The 20,747-nt window shown below is 43.0% G+C and carries 20 protein-coding genes and 1 other RNA gene; 15 read left to right on the forward strand and 6 right to left on the reverse strand.

Features of this window, described 5'->3' with window-relative positions:
- Positions 1-18: 18 nt before the first annotated feature.
- Complete coding sequence (locus tag RA086_RS06750) at positions 19-1,227, forward strand: pyridoxal phosphate-dependent aminotransferase (RefSeq protein WP_308703077.1); 1,209 nt, start codon at positions 19-21, stop codon at positions 1,225-1,227.
- A gap of 71 nt (positions 1,228-1,298) precedes the next feature.
- Positions 1,299-2,027 (forward strand): DnaD domain-containing protein, encoded by a 729-nt coding sequence (locus tag RA086_RS06755; RefSeq protein ID WP_308703078.1) that lies wholly within the window; start codon positions 1,299-1,301, stop codon positions 2,025-2,027.
- 72 nt (positions 2,028-2,099) lie between these two features.
- Here the strand turns inward: RA086_RS06755 and RA086_RS06760 are convergent, their stop codons facing one another.
- Entirely contained in the window at positions 2,100-4,397 is a 2,298-nt protein-coding gene (locus tag RA086_RS06760; protein WP_308703079.1) for a transglycosylase domain-containing protein, read from the reverse strand.
- A 26-nt stretch (positions 4,398-4,423) separates the two neighbouring features.
- Positions 4,424-5,032 (reverse strand): Holliday junction resolvase RecU, encoded by a 609-nt coding sequence (recU, locus tag RA086_RS06765; protein ID WP_308703080.1) that lies wholly within the window; start codon positions 5,030-5,032, stop codon positions 4,424-4,426.
- Between the two features lie 104 nt (positions 5,033-5,136).
- On the opposite strand from recU, the gene RA086_RS06770 reads away from it, so the two are divergent.
- From RA086_RS06770 to RA086_RS06785, 4 genes are all read left to right on the forward strand, one after another.
- Positions 5,137-5,706, forward strand: coding sequence for a DUF1273 domain-containing protein (locus RA086_RS06770; protein WP_308703081.1), 570 nt, complete (start codon positions 5,137-5,139; stop codon positions 5,704-5,706).
- A 74-nt stretch (positions 5,707-5,780) separates the two neighbouring features.
- Positions 5,781-6,122 (forward strand): cell division regulator GpsB, encoded by a 342-nt coding sequence (gene gpsB / locus RA086_RS06775; RefSeq protein WP_308703082.1) that lies wholly within the window; start codon positions 5,781-5,783, stop codon positions 6,120-6,122.
- A 15-nt stretch (positions 6,123-6,137) separates the two neighbouring features.
- Positions 6,138-6,516: RNase P RNA component class B (rnpB, locus tag RA086_RS06780), an RNA gene on the forward strand.
- A 194-nt stretch (positions 6,517-6,710) separates the two neighbouring features.
- The gene (locus RA086_RS06785; protein WP_308703083.1) at positions 6,711-7,859 is read left to right on the forward strand and encodes a THUMP domain-containing class I SAM-dependent RNA methyltransferase; all 1,149 of its coding nucleotides are present in this window, start codon (positions 6,711-6,713) and stop codon (positions 7,857-7,859) included.
- A gap of 106 nt (positions 7,860-7,965) precedes the next feature.
- Here the strand turns inward: RA086_RS06785 and RA086_RS06790 are convergent, their stop codons facing one another.
- Complete coding sequence (locus RA086_RS06790) at positions 7,966-8,721, reverse strand: alpha/beta fold hydrolase (protein WP_308703084.1); 756 nt, start codon at positions 8,719-8,721, stop codon at positions 7,966-7,968.
- An 814-nt stretch (positions 8,722-9,535) separates the two neighbouring features.
- On the opposite strand from RA086_RS06790, the gene RA086_RS06795 reads away from it, so the two are divergent.
- From RA086_RS06795 to RA086_RS06805, 3 genes are all read left to right on the forward strand, one after another.
- Entirely contained in the window at positions 9,536-10,099 is a 564-nt protein-coding gene (locus RA086_RS06795) for a nucleotidyltransferase family protein (protein WP_308703085.1), read from the forward strand.
- A 91-nt stretch (positions 10,100-10,190) separates the two neighbouring features.
- Entirely contained in the window at positions 10,191-10,520 is a 330-nt protein-coding gene (locus RA086_RS06800; protein WP_308703086.1) for a MazG-like family protein, read from the forward strand.
- An 80-nt stretch (positions 10,521-10,600) separates the two neighbouring features.
- Entirely contained in the window at positions 10,601-11,083 is a 483-nt protein-coding gene (locus RA086_RS06805) for an isochorismatase family protein (RefSeq protein ID WP_308703087.1), read from the forward strand.
- A 34-nt stretch (positions 11,084-11,117) separates the two neighbouring features.
- Here RA086_RS06805 and RA086_RS06810 read toward each other — a convergent pair whose 3' ends face one another.
- Both RA086_RS06810 and RA086_RS06815 read right to left on the reverse strand, forming a co-directional pair.
- The gene (locus RA086_RS06810) at positions 11,118-12,113 is read right to left on the reverse strand and encodes a cation diffusion facilitator family transporter (protein ID WP_308703088.1); all 996 of its coding nucleotides are present in this window, start codon (positions 12,111-12,113) and stop codon (positions 11,118-11,120) included.
- Between the two features lie 193 nt (positions 12,114-12,306).
- Positions 12,307-13,428 carry a hypothetical protein gene (locus RA086_RS06815; RefSeq protein WP_308703089.1) on the reverse strand — a complete coding sequence of 374 codons (1,122 nt, stop codon included), beginning with the start codon at positions 13,426-13,428 and terminating at the stop codon, positions 12,307-12,309.
- A 251-nt stretch (positions 13,429-13,679) separates the two neighbouring features.
- Between RA086_RS06815 and RA086_RS06820 the strand changes: the two genes are divergently transcribed.
- The 3 genes from RA086_RS06820 to RA086_RS06830 all read left to right on the forward strand — a co-directional run bounded on the left by RA086_RS06820 (position 13,680) and on the right by RA086_RS06830 (position 17,582).
- A complete protein-coding gene (locus RA086_RS06820; protein ID WP_308703090.1) occupies positions 13,680-14,282 on the forward strand; it encodes a nitroreductase family protein in 603 nt (200 codons plus the stop codon).
- A 318-nt stretch (positions 14,283-14,600) separates the two neighbouring features.
- A complete protein-coding gene (locus RA086_RS06825; RefSeq protein WP_308703091.1) occupies positions 14,601-16,304 on the forward strand; it encodes a hypothetical protein in 1,704 nt (567 codons plus the stop codon).
- A gap of 168 nt (positions 16,305-16,472) precedes the next feature.
- Positions 16,473-17,582: an NAD(P)/FAD-dependent oxidoreductase gene (locus RA086_RS06830; RefSeq protein ID WP_308703092.1), complete on the forward strand. Its 1,110-nt coding sequence runs from the start codon at positions 16,473-16,475 to the stop codon at positions 17,580-17,582.
- Here RA086_RS06830 and RA086_RS06835 read toward each other — a convergent pair.
- Entirely contained in the window at positions 17,579-17,965 is a 387-nt protein-coding gene (locus tag RA086_RS06835; RefSeq protein WP_308703093.1) for an RNase H family protein, read from the reverse strand. The two genes, RA086_RS06830 and RA086_RS06835, sit on opposite strands and share 4 nt — an antisense overlap.
- A gap of 35 nt (positions 17,966-18,000) precedes the next feature.
- On the opposite strand from RA086_RS06835, the gene RA086_RS06840 reads away from it, so the two are divergent.
- From RA086_RS06840 to lspA, 3 genes are all read left to right on the forward strand, one after another.
- Entirely contained in the window at positions 18,001-18,387 is a 387-nt protein-coding gene (locus RA086_RS06840) for an EbsA family protein (protein ID WP_308703094.1), read from the forward strand.
- Between the two features lie 107 nt (positions 18,388-18,494).
- Positions 18,495-20,150 carry a formate--tetrahydrofolate ligase gene (locus tag RA086_RS06845; protein ID WP_308703095.1) on the forward strand — a complete coding sequence of 552 codons (1,656 nt, stop codon included), beginning with the start codon at positions 18,495-18,497 and terminating at the stop codon, positions 20,148-20,150.
- 128 nt (positions 20,151-20,278) lie between these two features.
- Positions 20,279-20,728, forward strand: coding sequence for a signal peptidase II (lspA, locus tag RA086_RS06850; RefSeq protein WP_308703096.1), 450 nt, complete (start codon positions 20,279-20,281; stop codon positions 20,726-20,728).
- Positions 20,729-20,747 lie beyond the last annotated feature (19 nt).

The following is a 20,747-nucleotide window of genomic DNA, read 5'->3' on the forward strand; positions in this document are numbered from 1 at the left end:
AAAGGAGCTCGGTCAGCTATGGAATTATCGCGTAAAGTTATGCAAATTCAGCCATCCGCAACGCTAAAGATTAGCGCTCAGGCCAAACAAATGATTGCTGACGGAGTCGATGTGATCAATTTAGGCATCGGCGAGCCAGATTATCAAACGCCTGCTAATATCAAACAAGCCGCTATTGAGAGCATTAATAATGGTCAAGCCAGTTTTTATACGCCGGCAACCGGATTACCGGCCTTGAAACAAGCAATCAGTCGGCGCATCGAGGCGGATCACGGCTATCATTTTGAACCTAATCAGATTGTGGTCACGGATGGGGCTAAGATGGCGCTGTTTACGCTATTCCAAGTGATTTTAAATCCAGAAGATGAAGTGCTCTTGCCAGTGCCGTATTGGGTCAGTTATTCTGAACAAGTGAAGCTTGCTAGCGGGGTGCCAGTTGAAGTGGGCACTGATCGTCAGTTGCGGTTTACGGTGGCTGATCTGGAAGCACAACGTACGCCTAAAACGAAAGCCTTGGTGTTAAATTCACCACAAAATCCATCAGGCTTAGTTTTTAGCCGTGCGGAATTGACGGCAATCGTTAATTGGGCGGTACAACACGATATTTTGATCGTCGCGGATGAAATCTATGAGAAGTTGTTGTATAACGGCAATCACTTTACGTCTGTCTTAGAATTAGGTCAGGCTAACATGGATCATGTCATCCTGATCAACGGGGTTTCCAAAGCTTATTCAATGACTGGTTGGCGGATCGGCTATGCAGCCGGCCCACAACCAATCATGGCTAAGATGGGGATTGTTTTGGGACATGCCGCCAGCAATCCAGCCGCGGTTTCACAATATGCCGCGATTGAAGCATTTAGCGGTGATCAAAGTTCAGTTGAAACGATGCGTCAAGGCTTTGAGGCACGCTTGAATGAGCTGTATCCGTTGATTGCGGCGTTACCGGGCTTTAAGTTACCTGGTGGTAAGCCAGCAGGGGCGTTTTACTTATTCCCAGATGTGACTGAAACGCTGCGTTTAACCGGCTATGCCGATGCAACCGCATTCGTCACTGCCGTTTTGAACGAAGCTCACGTTGGTCTTGTTCCGGGCGAGGCATTTGGCTTACCTGGACATATCCGAATCAGTTATGCGACCGATATTGACTCATTACGTACGGCTTATCAACGGCTAAAAGATTTTATTGAAACTAAAATGGCTCAGCAGCCAGCACCAAAGCTGTAGGCTAGTAATGAACAACCAAGGGAGTGGGCTAAATTTGGCTCACTCCCTTGATTGTTAGAAATGGAGTAATTATGGATCAACTCACACAAGCAATTATCAATGGTGGTCAAACGACGATTGCCAATGTTTTGCTAGAACATTACCGCGAACTGGGGCTAACTAATGCGGAATTGCTAGTTTATTTGCAATTTAAACGTTTGATGGACCAAGGGGATACTTTTCCTGATGCAAATCAGGTGGCAGAGAGTCTTGGAGAGACTAGCAACACGGTTTTTCAACATTTACATGAAATGCTTGCCAAGAAGCTCCTGACAATTGAATCAGTCACCGCTAATGATCAAAAAATTCATGATCGGTATAATTTTGATGGCTTATATGAAAAATTAGCCGTGGCGCTGACACGGACTCCTAAGACTGAAACTGCAACGGTGGTTGAAAACAACGAAAATTCACGGCAGAAGGTTTTTAAGTCGATTGAAACGGAATTCGGTCGGGCGTTGTCACCGATGGAAATGGAAAGTATTAGTAAGTGGTTTGATGAGAATCATTATGACCCTGAAATCATTGAATTGGCTTTGCGTGAAGCCGTCTTACGTCAGGTTTATAATTTAACTTATATGGATCGTATTTTGTTGAACTGGCAGAAGCGTCATTTAACCACAGCGGCCCAAATTGAAGCCGACAAGCAACGTGGTATTGAGAATCGCTTGAATTCTGCACCTAAGCCGCAACGCCAGACCGGCGCTAACGCGGGTCCCAAGATTCCTTTATTTAAACTTGGTGAAGATCAATCAAAATAGTTTAGTCCACATGAAAAAGGCCGCTCAAATCGCAAATAATTGCGATTTGAGCGGCCTTTAGTCGATAACGACTTATTGGTTTTGATTATTATCAGCAGGCTGTTCAGCCGAGCTAGAGGCAGCTGAAGAGGAGCTTTCAGCTGAACTGCTCGATTCTGAACTAGCACTGGATGAAGATTCCGAACTTTCACTTGAAGATGATTCTTCAGAGCTGGAAGATTCGGACGAAGAACTAGAAGATTCACTGGATGAAGCTTCTTTTTTGGACTCTGAACTGCTGGCTTCACGACTAGTCGTGGTAGACGCTGCTGAGGAGTTTGTCCCAGAGGCGGCTTCAGCCGAAGAGAAGAGATGACCAACAACGTACAATTCTTCAATCCCATTCTTTTTGACTGTGCCAACGGAGCTTGGTTTGGTCCAATCAGAATTTGGTGAGTGTTCTTGGAGATAAGTCATCATTTCACGGTAAATATTCTGTGAAATCTTGGAAGTCGTGGAATTAATGTAACCGTTAGCGGAATAAGGCTTATCGAACCCAGTCCAAACGGCTACTGAGTAATTCTTAGTGTAGCCGGCCATCCAAGAATCGATCTCGGCATCAGAAGGCACTTTACTCTTGAAGTTGCTAGGGTAATTATCGGTCCCAGTCTTCCCAGCTTGGTAAACGCCGCTAATTTTAGCGGTCGTAGCCGTCCCGGTTGAGCTATTAATGACATCTTTTAGCATGTTGGTGATCATATAAGCAGTTGACTTCTTCATCACACGCTTGCCGTTGCTACTATAACTGGTCGTCCGGTTATCTTGGGTCACAATCTTATTAATATAATAAGGCTTGTGATAGGTTCCACCGTTAGCAAATGCTGCGTAGGCTCCCGCAACTTGCAGTGAAGAGACGTTGGCCCCAATGGCATTAGCGTATTCGACCGTTTTGAGATTCATGCCTAAGTTATTGGCAAATTCCTTGGCTTTAGTCCGACCAACTTGTTGCAAAGTCTTGACCGCTGGAATATTTCGCGATTGGACTAAGGCTTGGCGCATCGTCATGTTGCCAAGTGTCTTGTTATCAAAGTCATGGACGGTAATATTTGTTCCGGGATACTTATAACTCGTATCCGCAACTGCCTTGTAGGTTGGCCAACTATGATACTCAATGGCAGGCCCGTAATCCAAGATTGGCTTCATGGTGGAGGCGTTAGAGCGGTCTGTTTGGACAGCATGGTTCGTCCCATAAGTCACATTACCGTTCTTGCGGGCGCCAACCATTGCCGAAATCTTACCCGTGTACGAGTCGACGACTGAAACGCCTAACTGGAAGCGATTGGCCGCAGTATCATTAGGGTAACTGACATATTGTGAGGTGTTTGCAATATCGTAAAGTCGTTGTTGCGCGTTCATATTTAAGTTGGTATAAACTTTCAAGCCATCGTTCTGATAGTCATAGCCCTTAGCCGTTAAATCAGCGATGACTTCCTTCAAATAAGCATCAACAACTTTATGTTTTTGTTGTGCGACAATGCTAGCACGTTCTGAGCTGGAGGCGAGGCCGGTTTGAACATTAACTTTTTCTGCGGCCGTTTCCTGTTGCTTAGTGATCACTTTATTGTCGTACATCGCTTCAAGCACTAAATTCCGTCGGCTCGTGGCATATTTTGGATATTGGATTGGATCGTAATAGGTGGGCGACTGAGGCATCCCGGCTAGCAAGGCCAATTGACTCAAATTAAGGTTTTTCAGCGAAGTACCGTAGTAGTAATGTGCCGCGGTGCCCATCCCATAGATTCCGTTACCCATGTAGACTTTGTTAATGTAGTATTCTAGAATTTGCGATTTGCTAAAATGTTTTTCAACATTTAGTGCCAGCCAAGCTTCTTGTGCTTTGACTTTCAAGTTACGATCAGAAGTTTTGGTAGAGAAAACGGATAGTTTAACGAGTTGCATGGTTAGGGTACTCCCACCTTGCATCCCCAGTGAGCTACCTTTCAAGTTACCTAATGCTGCGCCAATGATCCGGTAATAATCGACCCCTTTATGTTGATAGAAACGCCGGTCTTCAATTGAGACCACGGCACTTTTCAACGCGGTCGGAATATTTGCTGATTTGACGTATTCGCGATTGCTAGCACCTAAGTTAGCGATTAACTTGCCATTGGCATCGTAGACCCGCGTGGCATTTTCGCTCTTGAGCTTGCTTTCTGAAATGGTTGGTGAGTTCTGCGCGTAGTAGAAAAATAAGCCAACACCAGCCAAGCCGCCGATGACGATTAGAGCGACGATGGTTAAAATGATTCGTCGGAACCAATGCTTTTTGGGTGGCTGTTGTCGGTTGCGATTGCGCGCAACCCGTGAATCTTGATCATTGTTACCTGCCATGATGTTCTCCTTTTACTAGGTGATAATTAACCCTCAATGATTTTATCAATGACATCCAAATAAGGAATGAGGGGATTAATATGATAGTGTAACTCAGTTGCCAGTTGTTCAATGTCCGTGAGTGGAATTGATTTACGGCCACCGGTTGCTTGATGATCCCAATAATGAAAGAGGTCGGTCGCTGTTAATAAAAACAAGCGATTCAACTCTGCAAAACGAATAATGACAAAACAAATCCCATCTTGTGCTAAACATTTACGCATGTGTTCGATTTGATGTTCATGAAAGTTTTTGAGTGGAAACGCGGTTTTACTTTTAGTCTCCTTAGCCTCAAAATCTAAGTATCTCCCACGGTAAACCCCGTTGTAGTCAGTCGTTGAAGCTTGCTTGAAGTAGGCTTCACGAATGACAGCGGCACTCCGGTTTGGATAATCAACTTTAACGATCTGGATCGGGATTGGTTTTTTATGAATAACTGCGATATTATTTTCCAAATAATAGGTATTACTACTATTGAGTTCTGCTTCCAGACTCATGCCCCGATCACCGAAGTTAACATTGGCAAACTTGGTGGACTTTGATTTAGAATGAGAGGGTTGGCGATAAGCTTTGCCGTTTGGATAACGAATCGTCACATTATCAACCTCCTAATAATGTCATATTTTACCATTAACCAGCCGAATGTGAAATAACTGTGACGTTTCGAGGACGCAATAAATAGGAAAAAGGAGAATTTTCTGTGAGTCGATTATGGATGAGTGGCTATCGAAGTTATGAATTAGATGTTTTTAGTGACCAAGATGATAAATTAAAAGTGATTAAATATGCACTAACCAGTTACTTGACGGAACAGATTGAAGACGGTGTCGATTGGCTCATTACCGGTGGTCAGCTGGGTGTTGAACAGTGGTGTGCGGAAGTCGGGCTCGATTTAAAAAAGACTTATCCTGAATTAAAAGTGGCCATCATGCTACCATACGCCGAATTTGGGGGCCGTTGGAACGAAACCAATCAAGCTAAATTACAAGTGTTATTGGCAGATGTTGATTTTCATGCGTCAGTTAGTAAACAAACTTATGAAAATCCACAACAATTAAAAAATTATCAAGAATTCATGTTAACCCATACAGATGCGGCCGCTTTGGTGTATGATCCTGATAACCCCGGAAAACCAGCGTATGACTATGATATTATTCGGTCGTTCAATGGGGAGCATCCGTATCCTTTGACGATCATCGACTTCGATTGGTTACAAGAAAGTGCGAATGAGTATGCAGAAAAGCAGAATAATGGTTTTAATTTTGAATAAAGTCTGCTACAATGTTTTAAGTAATACGGATGCCGTCTGGGTATCGCGCGAATAACAATGAGGTGTTTTTAAATATGGCTAAACGTAATTTTACTCCCAAAGACATCCTGCAAAAAGAATTCAAACCAAAGATGCGGGGCTATGATCCTGCTGACGTGGATGGCTTCTTGGATAATGTCATTAAGGACTATGAGTCATTTACTAAAGATAACCAACAACTTTCAGATGAAAACGAACGGTTGCGGTCCAAAGTCGATGAGCTAACTAAGCAAGTCGCCGTTGGTGCAACCAGTCCATCTTCACAACCAACTAGTACGGTAACGAATATGGATATTCTGAAACGTTTGTCTAATTTGGAACGCCACGTCTTTGGTGCCCAATTAGATAATAATCAAAATGAATCACATCGTCTATAACAGTGATTCAATGTAAATTCTGGGTAATCGCGGTCGGCTTAAGTCGGCTGAGGAAGGTCCATGCCCGCACAAGCTGCGATGCTTGTAGTGTTCGTGCTCGGTGAAAAAATAAGCTGGGGAACCGATTTTATCGGTTACGGCGGAAAAAACGGCTAAGGCGCAAGCTATGCCCGAGTATTCCTGAAAAGTGCCACAGTGACGATACTTAATTGGAAACGATTAAGTTGGAACGCGGTAAACCCCTCGAGCGGGCAACCCAAACTACGGTAGGGGCGCTTCACATAAGTAAATGAACTAAATGTGGGGGGAGATCCTTGTGATCTCGAGATAGATGATTGCCGCCTAACTAACAGACGCCTGTGCTTTAGTTAGGTACAAAACATGGCCTACAGGAATTTACATTTAGACAGGAAACTAGGACAAAAGCTTGCTTTTGCCCTAGTTTTTTAATACGGCCAGTTAACTTACTTTGAAATATGCTAGACTAGAGTGCAAGGACTGCGTTAGCTAACGTTTATTTGGTCGACAGTCATCAATAATTTAATCACAATAAGGAAAAAATAACTGAAACTCAATCAGGAGGAACACATGCAAGAATTTAGATTATTAGCAACCTGTGCTAGTGGGATGGAAGCACTCGTTGGTCGTGAATTACGTGATCTCGGCTATCAAACCCAAGTCGAAAATGGTCGCGTTCGTTTTAATGGGACGATCCAAGATATTTTACGGACAAATATTTGGTTACGTACTGCTGATCGTGTGAAGATCATTGTCGGTGAGTTTAATGCTTATACGTTTGATGAATTATTCGAAAAAACATTGGCTTTGCCTTGGGATCAGCTCTTACCAATGGATGCCGAATTTCCAGTTGAAGGGAAATCACGGAATTCCAAATTACACAGTGTTCCTGACGTTCAATCGATTGTCAAAAAAGCGATTGTGAATCAATTAGCGGCCACCTATCATCGTAATGGGCATCTGCCAGAAACTGGGGCTTTATTCCCATTGGAAGTTGCGATCAATAAAGATAAAGTGTTGTTGACCTTGGATACGACGGGTAGCAGTTTGTTCAAGCGTGGCTACCGGCTAGAAAAAGGGGGCGCGCCCCTCAAAGAAAACATGGCCGCAGCGTTGGTCATGTTGGCGAAATGGTATTCTGACAATCCATTTGTCGACCCAGTTTGTGGTTCTGGAACGATTCCAATCGAAGCCGCTTTATTGGCACGTAATATTGCACCAGGGATTAAACGGGCGTTTGCCTGTGAAAAATGGGATTGGGTCCCAGCTGGTTTAAGTCAAGATTTACGCGATGAGGCTAAATCTAAGATCAATAATGATATTGAGCTGGATATTAGCGGATACGATATTGATGGCAAGATGATTGATATTGCGAAACTCAATGCCCAAGAAGCTGGTGTTTTACACGATATCAACTTCAAGCAATTAGCCGTTAAAGACTTTACCACCGACAAAGTTAACGGGGTTATTATTGCCAACCCACCTTATGGGGAACGATTGAGTGATCGTGATACGGTCCGGATCTTGTATCGTCAGATGGGTCAAGTTTATGCTAAGCTGCCTAGCTGGAGTAAGTATATTTTAACGAGTGATCTCGAATTTGAAGATTACTTTGGTAAGAAAGCCACGAAGCGTCGTAAGCTCTATAATGGGGCATTACGAACGGATTACTTCCAGTATTGGGGTAAACGGATTCGCCCAGCGCGGCCTGAAGCTTAGTCAGAAAATCGCTATTAAAAAATACCAGTCACATTCCCAAAATTGGGACGATGTGACTGGTATTTTTTTGACTTGAGTGACATTCACGGTGTAAGGCTAAAAACAGTTATTCGGTTAAATAATAGTCAAAAAAGTTTGCGATTTTTTCCATCAGTGGAATTTTGACCAAATGTTTGGCCTGATAACCAGTGATGAACGCCACTTGCTCCGCATAAGTTTCTGGATGGATGCGATCAAAAAAGTCACGCGACTGGGCATAAGGAATGCGCTCATCATCGGTACCATGCCAAAATAGCAACGGACGGCCCGCAATTGTTTCTGGATGTAAGGCCAGGTCGTAATGGTCGATCCAACTCGTTAGTAGGCGCATGTCTGTTGGCAAGTAAAGCTGATGTTTCGCTGCCGATTCACGAACTAACTGGGCATACGCATTTAAATTTGGCGTGCCCATAATGATGGTGGCCGCCTTGATTTCAGGATGTTGAGTCAACAATGCCCCGGTTGTCATGCCACCCATTGAATAGCCGCCAACGCCGATTTGATTGGCTTTGATGAGTTGTCGCTGCCGATAGAACTCAATGATCAGCTGAAACTCGGCTAGATTGCCCTGAATACTGTTCCAGAATGTGAACGAGGGCAACGTGCTGATTGGTTGTTGCCGTTGCCCATGATTCATGGCATCCGGCAATACGACCCGAATATTCTTTTGCGCTAGCTTACGTGCCTGGGTTAGGACCAATTCTTTTTCAGAACGCCAGCCATGATAAAAAACGACCAATGGCGTCGCTTGATACCGGAAGTCGTCATTGACGACCTCTAGAATTGGCACATCTTGTAATTTTCTTTGCAGAATTTCAACCATTGCAATAATCTCACTTTATTATTTTATAACATAACTGTGACAGAAATTATTATAAAAGACAACCGAAATGCTTATGTAGTGATTAGAACTGGATTTTATTGGTGTTTCATGACGATCTAAATAAGCTGGTGCATCGTAGCCATCATATCTATCAAAATAATTTACTAATTACCTGTCTCCGCTGACCAGCTTGTTTGCTGTGAGGCAGACCTGCAGCCAAGAGCCGGTCTGCAGGGCGCTTTCAAGCCGAGAGACCACGTCTTAAAAGTCGGCCAGACACTAACCTGGGAAGAATCACCCAGCTAAGTGTCTCGACACGGCAAACGAGTTGGTCAACTCCGACGCTAAATAGTGACTTAACTAAGGGAACATTGATAAACCCAGTATCAACGAAAGATTAATTAACATTAGTATCACTAATTACAGTGCAGGGCGGGCTGGATGATGCTCAGTGGTGAAATTTTCCTTTGCTGGTGAATTTCCAGCTTAGGAAAAGCCCGGCTTGTGAGACCGATCTTTGGCTCACAAACATGGCCACCACGTTCCAGCATCAATCCAGACCAACCGAAACGGCAAGCCAAGTGGATACTGTTAAATATAGTAGCTACAATTAATAAATTTTTGTTAAAGAAAATTTTGATTGGGGCCAATCCTATCGACGAACAGTGTCTGACAACCCGCCAAAAAACGGAAGGCTCGTTTTTGACGTCACTGAGAACTAACCATGGTCATAATCTGCGTTGTACTCACAAATTGCTTGTGCCATAATTATTGAAGGCTGAGATAAATTCAAGGAGATAAATGAGGTGTATAGATGTCTGATGAGGCTTTCATCAAAAAGATTTTGCGAACCACGCCAGAATTGTGGGAAATATTAACTTTAATTCGACGGTTGCAACTTAAACAAGGTTATTTGGCAGCTGGCAGTATTCGTAACGCGGTTTGGCAAACGCTAAGCCAGCAATCCGTGACATTGATCAGTGATGTTGATGTCGTCTTCTTTGATCCAGATCGACCGGTCAGTGATGATTTGGTCTTATTTAACCAGCTAACGACATGGGCGCCACAGTATCAGTGGCAAGTTAAAAATGAAGTTTACATGGCGCATTATGATTTTGATGATGGCCCAGAGTTTCGGTCGGTAGCGGATGCTATTGGACAATTTGTGGAAGTTCCAACCTGTATTGGCGCACGACTAATGGCTGATGATGAAATCGACTTAATCGCGCCACATGGGACCCGTGAGCTGTTGCAACTACAATGCCGGCCAATACCATTCTATCGACAAGATGCACGTCATTTAGCCGTTTATCAGCAACGAATGCGGCGGAAGCAATGGCAGCGGCTCTGGCCAAATTTAAAAGTTGATGACTACTAAGTGTTAGCCGTCTCTGTGGCCAAGCACGTGCCAGACCAAGCTAACTGGATACTTATAAAGCTACACCACAATAGGCAATGGGAGGAATATCATGGATTTAAAAACGCATCAGGATTGGTTAGTCCATTTCTACAAACAACGACAGTGGTATCAATATTCACCATTTATTCGCTTGAATTTTTTGACTGAAGAAGTGGGTGAAGTATCACGAGCGATTCGAGCGTTTGAAATTGGGCGTGACCATCCGGGTGACCCAAAGATGACGGCCCCAGAACTCACGGCTAATCTGAAGGAAGAGTTGGCGGATGTTTTAGATCAAGTTTTAATTATGAGTCGTCAATATGAAATTGAGCCAGAAGAATTGTTGCGGGCAAGTGAGGCTAAATTACAGGCCCGGTTTAAATCTACTGGCCGTGACTGAAATAGGTTATCAACAAAGGATTAATTGTATTTTAATTGGTTAGTGCAAGAAGTCATTAAATTCGACTGGAGATGATAACCATGGGAGAAGTATTGCTGGTTATTGATATGCAAAACGGTTTGCGTGATACATTTGATTATGCGGATGTTCTGGCAAAGATCAATAGGCGTATTGCCGCCTATCATGCGGCTAAACGACCGGTTATTTTTATGCAACATACGGATGCTGAGCTAAGTTACGGGAGTACTGCGTGGCAATTAGATGCTGCCTTGGCACGCCAATCAACGGATATCGTGATACTAAAGACCCATTCAGATTCTTTCTTTGAAACTAGGTTGACAACGCGGTTGCAGCACTTAGCGGTTAAAGATGTTGAAGTCTGTGGTCTACAAACAGAATATTGCATTGATACTGCCATCAGAGTCGGCCATTCACGTGGGTTTTATATGGCAACCATTAGCGGCCTATCGACCACCTATGCGGCTAATGGTTTAACTGCCAGTCAAATTCGGCGACATCATGAAAGTATTTGGGCCGGAAGTTTTGCCACGGTGCAACATTAAGTCCGGCATCACTTGAGCGACTAATTTGCAAATATCAGCTCTGTTTTGAGTTGGGTTGTTTGGGTGTCAGCTTTCCTGGTAGTGTCATAACGTCCGTCTGCATGACGCTAAATTGGGACCACATAACCGTGTTAATTTCTTGGGTGAGCTGATAAATTTCTAAGGCAGTCATGGTTGGGGGTACCGTTAATGTGACGGTTAACATGATTAAGCTACCATCATAATGAGCCTTTAAAAAGTTGACTTGTTGGACACCTGGCAGATGTTCTAATTGTTGTTGGTACCGAGCTTCAAGATAGGGATCGAAGTAATCGACTAGATTCAAACTACTCTCTCGGAAGATTTTTAAACCGGTATTCAGAATGTAAAGTCCTAGTGCGATACTGATGAGACTATCTAGCCAGTAGAGTTTTAGCAAGGTTGTGCAGACGATGGTGATAATGGTGACTAGACTGGTTAAGGCATCAGTAAAAGTATCACGACTGGCCGCAATTAGCGCCGCGTTCTTCAATTTGCGGCTCCAAAAATGATTGAAGCCCCACAAGATGAGTAGCAGTAAGAATGAAACTAGTGCACCAATTTCAGCGACACCACTGGTTAATGGCGTATCTGAATGCTGAATTAACTTGAGGCCCCCTTTGAACACAATATCGACGGCAATAGCAATCATGGTTACGCCGGCCAGTAGGGTGTAAATTGTTTCAAAACGGAAACGCGATTGTTGAATTCTTGGCCCTAATGATTTTTGTTCTGCTGGAGATATTGGGGCACCCAGTAAGTCGTCATCATGCGTTTTAGTGGCAATGAATAATCCGGTCATTAGCAAACCAGTTGATAGGATTCCCGATAGATTATTGAAAGCATCCGCACGTAAGGTTTGCGAATGACCTAATTTTGCAAACCAATGTTCAATTAAAAATAAGCTTAGATAGACGGCCACGTTACCATAGAGGTGGTGACGAGCAGTTCGGAGATTGGCAACAACATGTTGCTGAATCGTTTGCCAATTTTGTGGTTTATTTGATGACATGCCTAATTGCGCCTCACAAACATGATTGAACTTGATGTCAATTTAGCTCAAATATAACACGAGTCCATGCAAGTGGCGCTGACGATATATTGATTAGCTAGTATCATTACTAACCTCGTGGAAAACTAAGAACGGTCTCAAAAAAGGCGCCAGTGCATTCGCACTGACGCCCTTTAATATGTGACTTCAATAACTAATAACTGTAACTGCTGTAGGCGGCCATTAAGGTAATATAGTAATAACTACCTAAAATAACGAGCCAAATGGAAACCCAAATGATGCCAGCAGCAACGTGGAAAGTCCGTAGATGATAGCGGAAACGATCAAAAGTATCCGGTTCAGCTATCGTAAACGGTAGATTAGTGGTTTTTAAGCTGTGTAAATAATCATAGTTGCGTTGTGGCCAACAGAAACCCACGATTTCGACCAAGCAGAGCGCAATTAAAGCCATAATTGCACCCGGAAAGACCGCAGTCAGATCAACGGAGAAGGCTGGCGCGATAATATTACGGTATAAGATCCAGATGGCAATGAGCCCCATCAAATAACCGATGATTCGAAGCGTGTGCCAAGTAATCACTTTAGTCTTTAAAGCGGGCTGATGTTTGACTAACGCTTTAGTCGCTTGATAATGGCGTTGACCGAAGCGAATTTCGTGCTTGTCGACCAATAAATAACGATATTGGTGTAAATAGGCTAATTGCACTAGACCAACGACTAATGCGATAACTGGAATCGCTGCGACCAGGGCCATCACTAAGTCTTGAATGGAAATAGTGGGTTCTGTGCCAACGGCTAAAATACGAGTGGCCCATAAGACCAAGCCAGCAGCGGCAATGGCCAAGGTTCCCCAGATTTGTCGCCGACGATAGTGTTTAAAGGCTTCACCACTAGCCAAAACGAAAGCTTGTTTGGCAGTGGACTGCTTGGCCCAGTATTGATAGCTTTGACTAGTCCAAACGAGTGGATAGACCATCAACAATGCGGCACCAAGGACAACTAAGATGGCGCTCGTCCATGAAAGCTGAGTTGGAAAAACGAGCAAGTCGAGCTTAGTTTCCAACAAGTAAAAGCTAACTAACCACAGAATCAGGCCGAGCCATAAGCTGATTTGACTCATGAGAAAAAGTCGTTTGAGCCCTGGCTGAGCGGCGGTTACTGTTTGACGAGCCTGTTGAAAAAGCTTGAATTTAGCAGAGCGCTTTTTCGGTGCGGTCGTTGGTTCGAGATACGGATGCTGCCAGTTGAGATAAAATAGGCCCGCACCTGTGATTAGGAGTACCAATGTGACAATGGTGCAAATGATAATTGACATAGACATAAGTCCTTTAAAATAAATTATAGTGTAACGCTTGTTCCAGTGTAAAACTAATTATCGCTTAAAATGGGGTGACTTGTAAACCTTGGGATTTTCTTAAGTTCTTTGTACGTTGGGGTCGCTAGGTCATAAAACTTTTTCATGGTAACGAACCACGATGATTTTTCGGAGGATTAAAGTTATTTCTTTACTTACAAAAAGTAAGTGATATACTAAGTTTATCAAATTAAATCAGGAGTCGATTACTTATGGAAAAACAATTTATTCAATTACAAACGAAACGTCGTACAATTTACGCTTTAGGCAAGCAGGTCAAGCAAACAAATTCAGAACTAGTGGCTTTGATTGAGGCAGCTATCAAGAATGCGCCATCTGCTTTCAACAATCAGACAACGCGTGCCGTCATTTTATTCAACCAATATCATGACCAATTGTGGGATATGACCGCTGATCGATTAAAAACGGAAGTACCAACTGAAGCAGCTTATCAGAAAACGGTTGCCAAGTTAAATGGCTTTAAGGCCGCCTATGGGACGATCTTGTACTTTACGGATACTGATGTTGTTAAACAAAATGAAGCTGATTTCCCCTTATATGCGGCTAACTTTGCCGACTGGTCTGAACAGGCCCAAGGCAATGCCCAATATAGTGTTTGGACAGCCTTGGCTGAAAATGGTGTTGGTGCCAATTTGCAACATTACAATCCACTGATTGATGATCAAGTTACTGCAGCGTATGATATTCCAGCTAATTGGCGATTACGGGGCCAAATGCCATTTGGTTCTATTGAAGCGCCAGCCGGTGAGAAAGATTTCATGGCGGATGCCGATCGATTCAAGGTTTTCGAATAAATTAGTATGAAATGAACACAAAGAGGTTAGTAGCTATTCAGAGTGACTGAGTGGCTACTAACCTTTTTTGGTGTGCTTTTTTCAATTGTTAGGATGATAGCCACTTGACTATTGGCTAAGCCCAACCATTTGGAAATGTATTTATTTCCAAAGTGAATTTGACAGAGAATTTTTATTCATAATGTAGTAATGAAATCAATAACTAAATACACAAATTTATAAAATCTAATTAATACTTTTTTGAATTGTAATAGATAGTCTAGTATAATACGGAAGTTATTTAAGAATGTGTATTGATTTTGAACATCGGAGGAGTTTATGAATTATAAAACAAGTTGGTTTGGGAGGCAAAAGAGATTTAATGTCCCTCAATTATTCAGTGTACTTATTATCATCTTTTTTGGGATAGCTTTAATACACAAGTTAGGTACAGTGCCGAATTTAGAAATAGATGAGGTTACTTACATGAACGAAATACGTTCACTTGTAAAGTATGGGACCGACATCCATGGCTTGTCGTGGCCAGTCTATTTTGCTGGGATTTTTGGATATGGTCAGTCTGTTGAATACGCATATTTTGCGTTACCGCTCATAAAAGTCATTGGCTTTTCTATTGCCAAGGTTAGATTACCAATGGTTCTGCTGACGTTGTTGACAATGGCGATGCTAGTTTGGCTTGTGTACGATCAAGAAAAGCAAAAGAGTCTAGGATTCTGGCTCATGTTAAGCCTGAGTTGTTCACCATGGATTTTTATTTCTGCAAGGTGGATTTTGGATTGTAATATTGCCCCCGTAACATTTGTATTAGGATTAATCCTTTTGTGCCAAGCTTGGCGATTTGAGGCTCGTGGCGGTCGAATTGCTTGCTATACGTTGTCGGCACTACTTATTGCTTTTTCTGTTGCTGGATACATGGCTGGTTGGTTGTATATACCAATTGTGCTGATTCTGGTGGTCATTTATGCCCTGAAACGACATGTTATGTCAGAAAAAGTAATTGTTTCATATGGCATCCTTATTTTGGCTTGTGTCATGCCCCTGATTGCTTTTGCCTATAATTTTCTTATTGTGAAGCGTGCAACTCCGGGACATTTCTTTTGGTTCTCGTATCCGCCAATGCCAATTTTAAGGGGAACATCATTTATTAATTTCCAAGATCCACATCTTTTTAAATTAATGTTTCTAAATTTTATCACGGGTATAAATAACTATATCAGTGGCAATGACGGTCTAGCGTGGAATTCAGTTGGGCCGTATGGGGTTGTTTTCCCATTTTTATTAATTCTTGCCATCTTGGGTATCTTAACGCCCAGAGACTTATTGAACGAAAATACGTATCACTTTAAGAATATTATCATTATTTCATTGATTGCATTTTTACCGTTGATGTTTGTTATTACCCCCAATTATAATCATTGGAACTTTGTAAATTGGCTATTAGCGATTTTAATTGGTTTTGGTTTTTACTATCTACAAGAAAGATTAGCCAACAAGTTGGCCATAGTTATCGCGCTGACCACAGCATTTACGATGCTTATGTTTGTTAACCTTGGTTACTACGGTCGTTTGAATAATGGAACGTCGTACTTTACGAGTCGCGATGTCAGCAGAGGCAATCTTAGAACGATTGATCATCTTTTGAAACCTAAGAATAAGCATTCACCAAGACTATTTATATTAGATCTGAGAGTGAAGTCACTTCAAGCTTATGCAATGTTGGCAGATGTGCAACCGATTTCTAATCAGACCATGCTATCGCGATCTGACGATAAACAGAACTTTGATCTTATTAATATGAGTTCTCACCATCGATACGGAAACATTTATGATAGTAGTCTGTTGCAAAAGAAGTATCGAAAAGGCGACTATCTGCTAGTGCGCACGGATGATCAGGGACTTGTTCGTAGCCATGATGGAAAATTCATGGTTAAGGAAAATGTGCAACATAAAGAATCAAAATATCGTGTTATTCAACGATTGAGTTACATGAATATTCCTTTTATGTTATTGCGTGAAGATTAGATGGCACTTTATTTTATCAATATTGAGTTTAACGGGACACTTCTGCTAAGAAAATTGGCCGGAGTGCTTTTACTTTCTAAAGAAATGGTCAAACCGCTTTAGTTCGCCAACGCAACCAAATGGGCGTATGCTAGAATAGAATTTAGAATGGTTGTGGAGGGTGTCAGGATGCAAAAACAAGTAACGATTATTGGTAGTGGAATTGTTGGCGCGGTCACTGCTTACTATTTAAGTGCCGATCCCACGCTTAATGTCACAATTTATGATGAAGGAATTGGGCAAGCCACTAAGAACTCGGCGGGAATTATTTCACCGTGGTTATCAAAGCGGCGTAATCAGCGTTGGTATCGCTTAGCTAAAGCAGGTGCGGCCCTTTATCCAGAAATTGTTCAGGACACGCAGATGGGTTATTCAGTTTACCAGCAAGCCGGGACAATTGTGACGCGCCATAATCAGGCAGACTTAGATGCGCTGTACGACTTAGCGCTCGAACGTCGACAACAAGCGCCACAGATCGGTGATGTTGAAAAATTAACCGCCGCTGAAGTGCAAGCTCGGATTCCCTTGCTCACCAATCCTGAACCAGGGGTCTTTATTAGTGGCGGGGCCCGCGTCGATGGTGATAAGTTTGCTCATAATCTTTTGAAATACGCTGAAAAACGCAATCTGGTTCGGCATAAGGGCAAAGTGACCTTGGGTGATCAGGGACAACTCTTGACCCCGCATGGTCAGCAAGCTTATGATACGTTGATCTTGGCGGTCGGCGCTTGGTTAAAGCCGTTACTATTGCCAATGGGAATCGTGGCGGATGTTCGACCACAAAAAGGCCAATTAATTGAATTAGAATTACCCGAATCTTGGGGCGATGACGTGCCGGTATTGATGCCAGAAGGTGAGCGTGACTTTATTCCGTTTACGCGCAGCAAACTAGTCGTTGGTGCGACTCATGAAAATGACATGGGTTATGATTTACAAGTTTCCGAACTAGTGGAAGATGATTTACTCGCGAGTGGTATTAAGCTGGATAGTCGCCTAACGAAGGCTGAAATTAGCCAGATCAAGGTTGGCACGCGTGCTTATACACGTGACTTTGCCCCATTTTTTGGACCATTGCCAGACAATCCACATATTTTAGTGGCCAGTGGGTTAGGTTCTTCTGGTCTGACAACCGGTCCAATGGTTGGTAAATTACTGGCAGACTATGTGCGGACTGGTCAGCAAACGGGTTGGGACCAATATCAACGACCCATTGAGACTTATTTGGAACCTGCGGATTAAGGTGTCAAATGTAGCCCTTGTTGTGCTAACTCGTGTGCCCCACGGTTTTGACTTTCAGGAATCCACTGGGTAATTGCGACGGTACATTGGTCTTGCAGTTGTAGCAGCGTTTGCAATTCGACATTGAAGTTTTTACTGTAACCTTTGCTAACACTTTCGGCAACGATTTTACTGTCGGTGTAAAAGAAAACGGTTTGTGCTGGTCCGAATTGCGTTAAGATTTCTTTAAAACCAGCAATGGCAGCTAAGAATTCCGCGGTATGGTTATCACAATCTGGTAAAATTTGTTTGAACTGTTGCTGCTGACCGGCATTGATTAGTAATAGACCTGCGGCACTATGGTCCGTCGTTGGCTCAGTAGCGGCATCCGTATATAATTGCATTAAAGCTCACTCCATTGTGAAAGGAATTTAAATCTGTGAATAATTCTAAGCATACCTTTAAATATCAACCAAATCTAGCTTCTAGTCTGATTGTTTGGTCATGGACATTATTGATCTTAATGGTTGGCATTGTTTGGTGGTTGGAAACCTTAAAGTTTAAATGGCCATTAGCCTTAATTTTCGGCATTTTTATCGTCGTCAGTGCGGCGCAGATTGGGTTGCGTCGGGTCACGATTGATCGAAATTTGATGATTTTCAGTACGGTTTTCAATCGTTCTTGGTTAGTCATTCCACGGGATCAACTGGAATTGATTACCGCTGTAAAAGGTGGGGTACAAGTCCGGATCGATGGCAATGATTATCAATTTCTGATGCCGAAGAAAAGTCGTAATCAATTGATAAATTTAGCACAAAATAATTAATAACCGAACTTTAACGACCAAATCAAAACAAATGTTTAGATTTGGTCGTTTTTTTGTGCAAAAACCGTTATAATTAAACTATCTTAATTAAAGGGGCGTTTTTTTGAATGAAAGATATCGAAATCGCACAAAAAGTGACACCGGCACCAATTACTGAAATTGCGGCAAAAGCTGGTTTATCTGTGGAAGATATTGATCAATATGGTAGTGCCAAAGCCAAATTGAAATTACCATTACCACGGAAGACGACAAAACGAAAACTGATCCTGGTGACGTCGATTAATCCGACGCCGGCTGGTGAAGGCAAGTCGACCGTGACGATTGGTTTAGGCGACGCGCTGACTAAAATTGGCAAATCAACGATGATCGCGCTGCGGGAACCTTCTTTAGGACCAGTCATGGGCATGAAAGGTGGCGCCACAGGTGGTGGCTACTCTCAAGTGATTCCGATGGAAGACATCAATTTACATTTTACCGGCGACATGCACGCTTTAACGGCGGCCAATAATACCTTGGCCGCATTGATTGATAACCATATCCAACAAGGCAATGCTTTAGGAATCGATCAACGTCGGATTCAATGGAAACGAACATTGGATATTAACGATCGGACCCTACGTCGAATCGTGATCGGTTTGGGTGGGCCAACGTCAGGCGTGCCGCGTGAAGATGGGTTTGATATCACGGTGGCCAGTGAATTAATGGCGATTTTGTGCCTATCAGAAAACATTGCTGATTTAAAGACACGAATCAAACGGATCGTCATTGGTTATACGCGTGATCGTCAACCAGTCACGGTGGCGGATTTAAAGGTTGGTGGCGCCATTGCGTTACTTTTAAAGGACGCGTTGCGGCCTAATCTCGTGCAAACACTGGCTCACACGCCTGCAATGGTGCATGGTGGTCCATTCGCCAACATTGCACACGGCTGTAACAGTGTTTTAGCGACACAGGCTGGCTTGAACTTGGCCGATTATACGGTCACTGAAGCTGGTTTTGGTGCCGACCTTGGTGGCGAGAAGTTTATGGATATCAACGTTCCCGCTGTTGGTCAGGCGCCTAATGCGGTCGTAATCGTGGCCACGATTCGAGCATTGAAGATGCATGGTGGCGTGGCTTTGGCTGACCTAGGAACTGAAAATGTTGAAGCGCTCAAACAAGGTGCCGCCAACTTGGGTCATCATATTCATGCAATGCAACAATATGGTGTGCCAGTGGTTGTGGCAATTAATGAATTTACGGCCGATACTGAGCACGAAATCCAGGCAGTCAAAGATTATTGTGCTAACTTGGGTGTGAAAGCAGTCTTAGCGGATGTCTGGGGTCAAGGTGGCGCTGGAGCAACTGATTTAGCCAAAACAGTTGTTGAATTAGCTGATCAAAAGAGTGACTTTAAACCGTTGTATGCGGCAAGTGACTCGATTGAAGCTAAAGTTAATGCCGTCGTGACTAAAATTTACGGTGGTGCCAACGTCGAATACTCTGGTAAGGCTAAACGACAATTGCGGTCATTTGCGAAATATGGCTGGGATCAATTGCCAGTTTGTATGGCAAAAACGCAATACTCATTGAGTGATAATCCTAAGCTGTTGGGCGCACCGACCGGCTTTACGATTAAAGTGCGTGAATTCGTGCCTAAATTGGGCGCCGGGTTTATCGTGGCATTAACAGGTAATGTGTTAACCATGCCAGGCTTACCAAAGCATCCAGCGGCTTTAGATATGGATATCACGGATGAGGGTAAAATCTCTGGGTTGTTTTAAAATCTAAATTTCAACGTAAAATGGTCGGCAGCTCAATCTGTCGGCTATTTTTATTGAGGTGGTCGATATCCTAAATTGCCCGATGTCTGGTATAATTGAACAAGTTTAGTGAATTGTGAGGGTATGATATGTGGATTTATTGGTGTTTAATGTTTGCGTTAGTCGTTATTGATCAGCTGATTAAATCAGTCATCGTCCGCCAAATTGCCTTGGGGGCGACTAAAACGGTGGTACCGGGATTGCTGTCATTAACAAATTTACATAATAATGGGGCGGCTTGGAGTATTTTGCAAGGTAAGCTGGGCTTTTTCTATTTGATCTCGATCGTGGCTTTAGGCGTGATGGTGTATTTGTTATGGCGACTACGGACGCATCGATTATATGAATTTGGGATTGTCTTGATGATTGCAGGGACTTTAGGCAATTTTATTGATCGAATTCGAATCGGTTACGTCGTCGATATGTTTCAATTAGATTTTATTAATTTTCCAATTTTTAACTTTGCAGATTCTTGTTTGACCGTCGGGGTTGTTTTAATCCTGATCGCGGTTTTACGAGATGAAAGCTTTGATAAATAAGTCATAAAGGAGTCGATTG

This window comes from Lactiplantibacillus brownii, assembly GCF_031085375.1.
GTDB classification, from domain to species: domain Bacteria; phylum Bacillota; class Bacilli; order Lactobacillales; family Lactobacillaceae; genus Lactiplantibacillus; species Lactiplantibacillus brownii.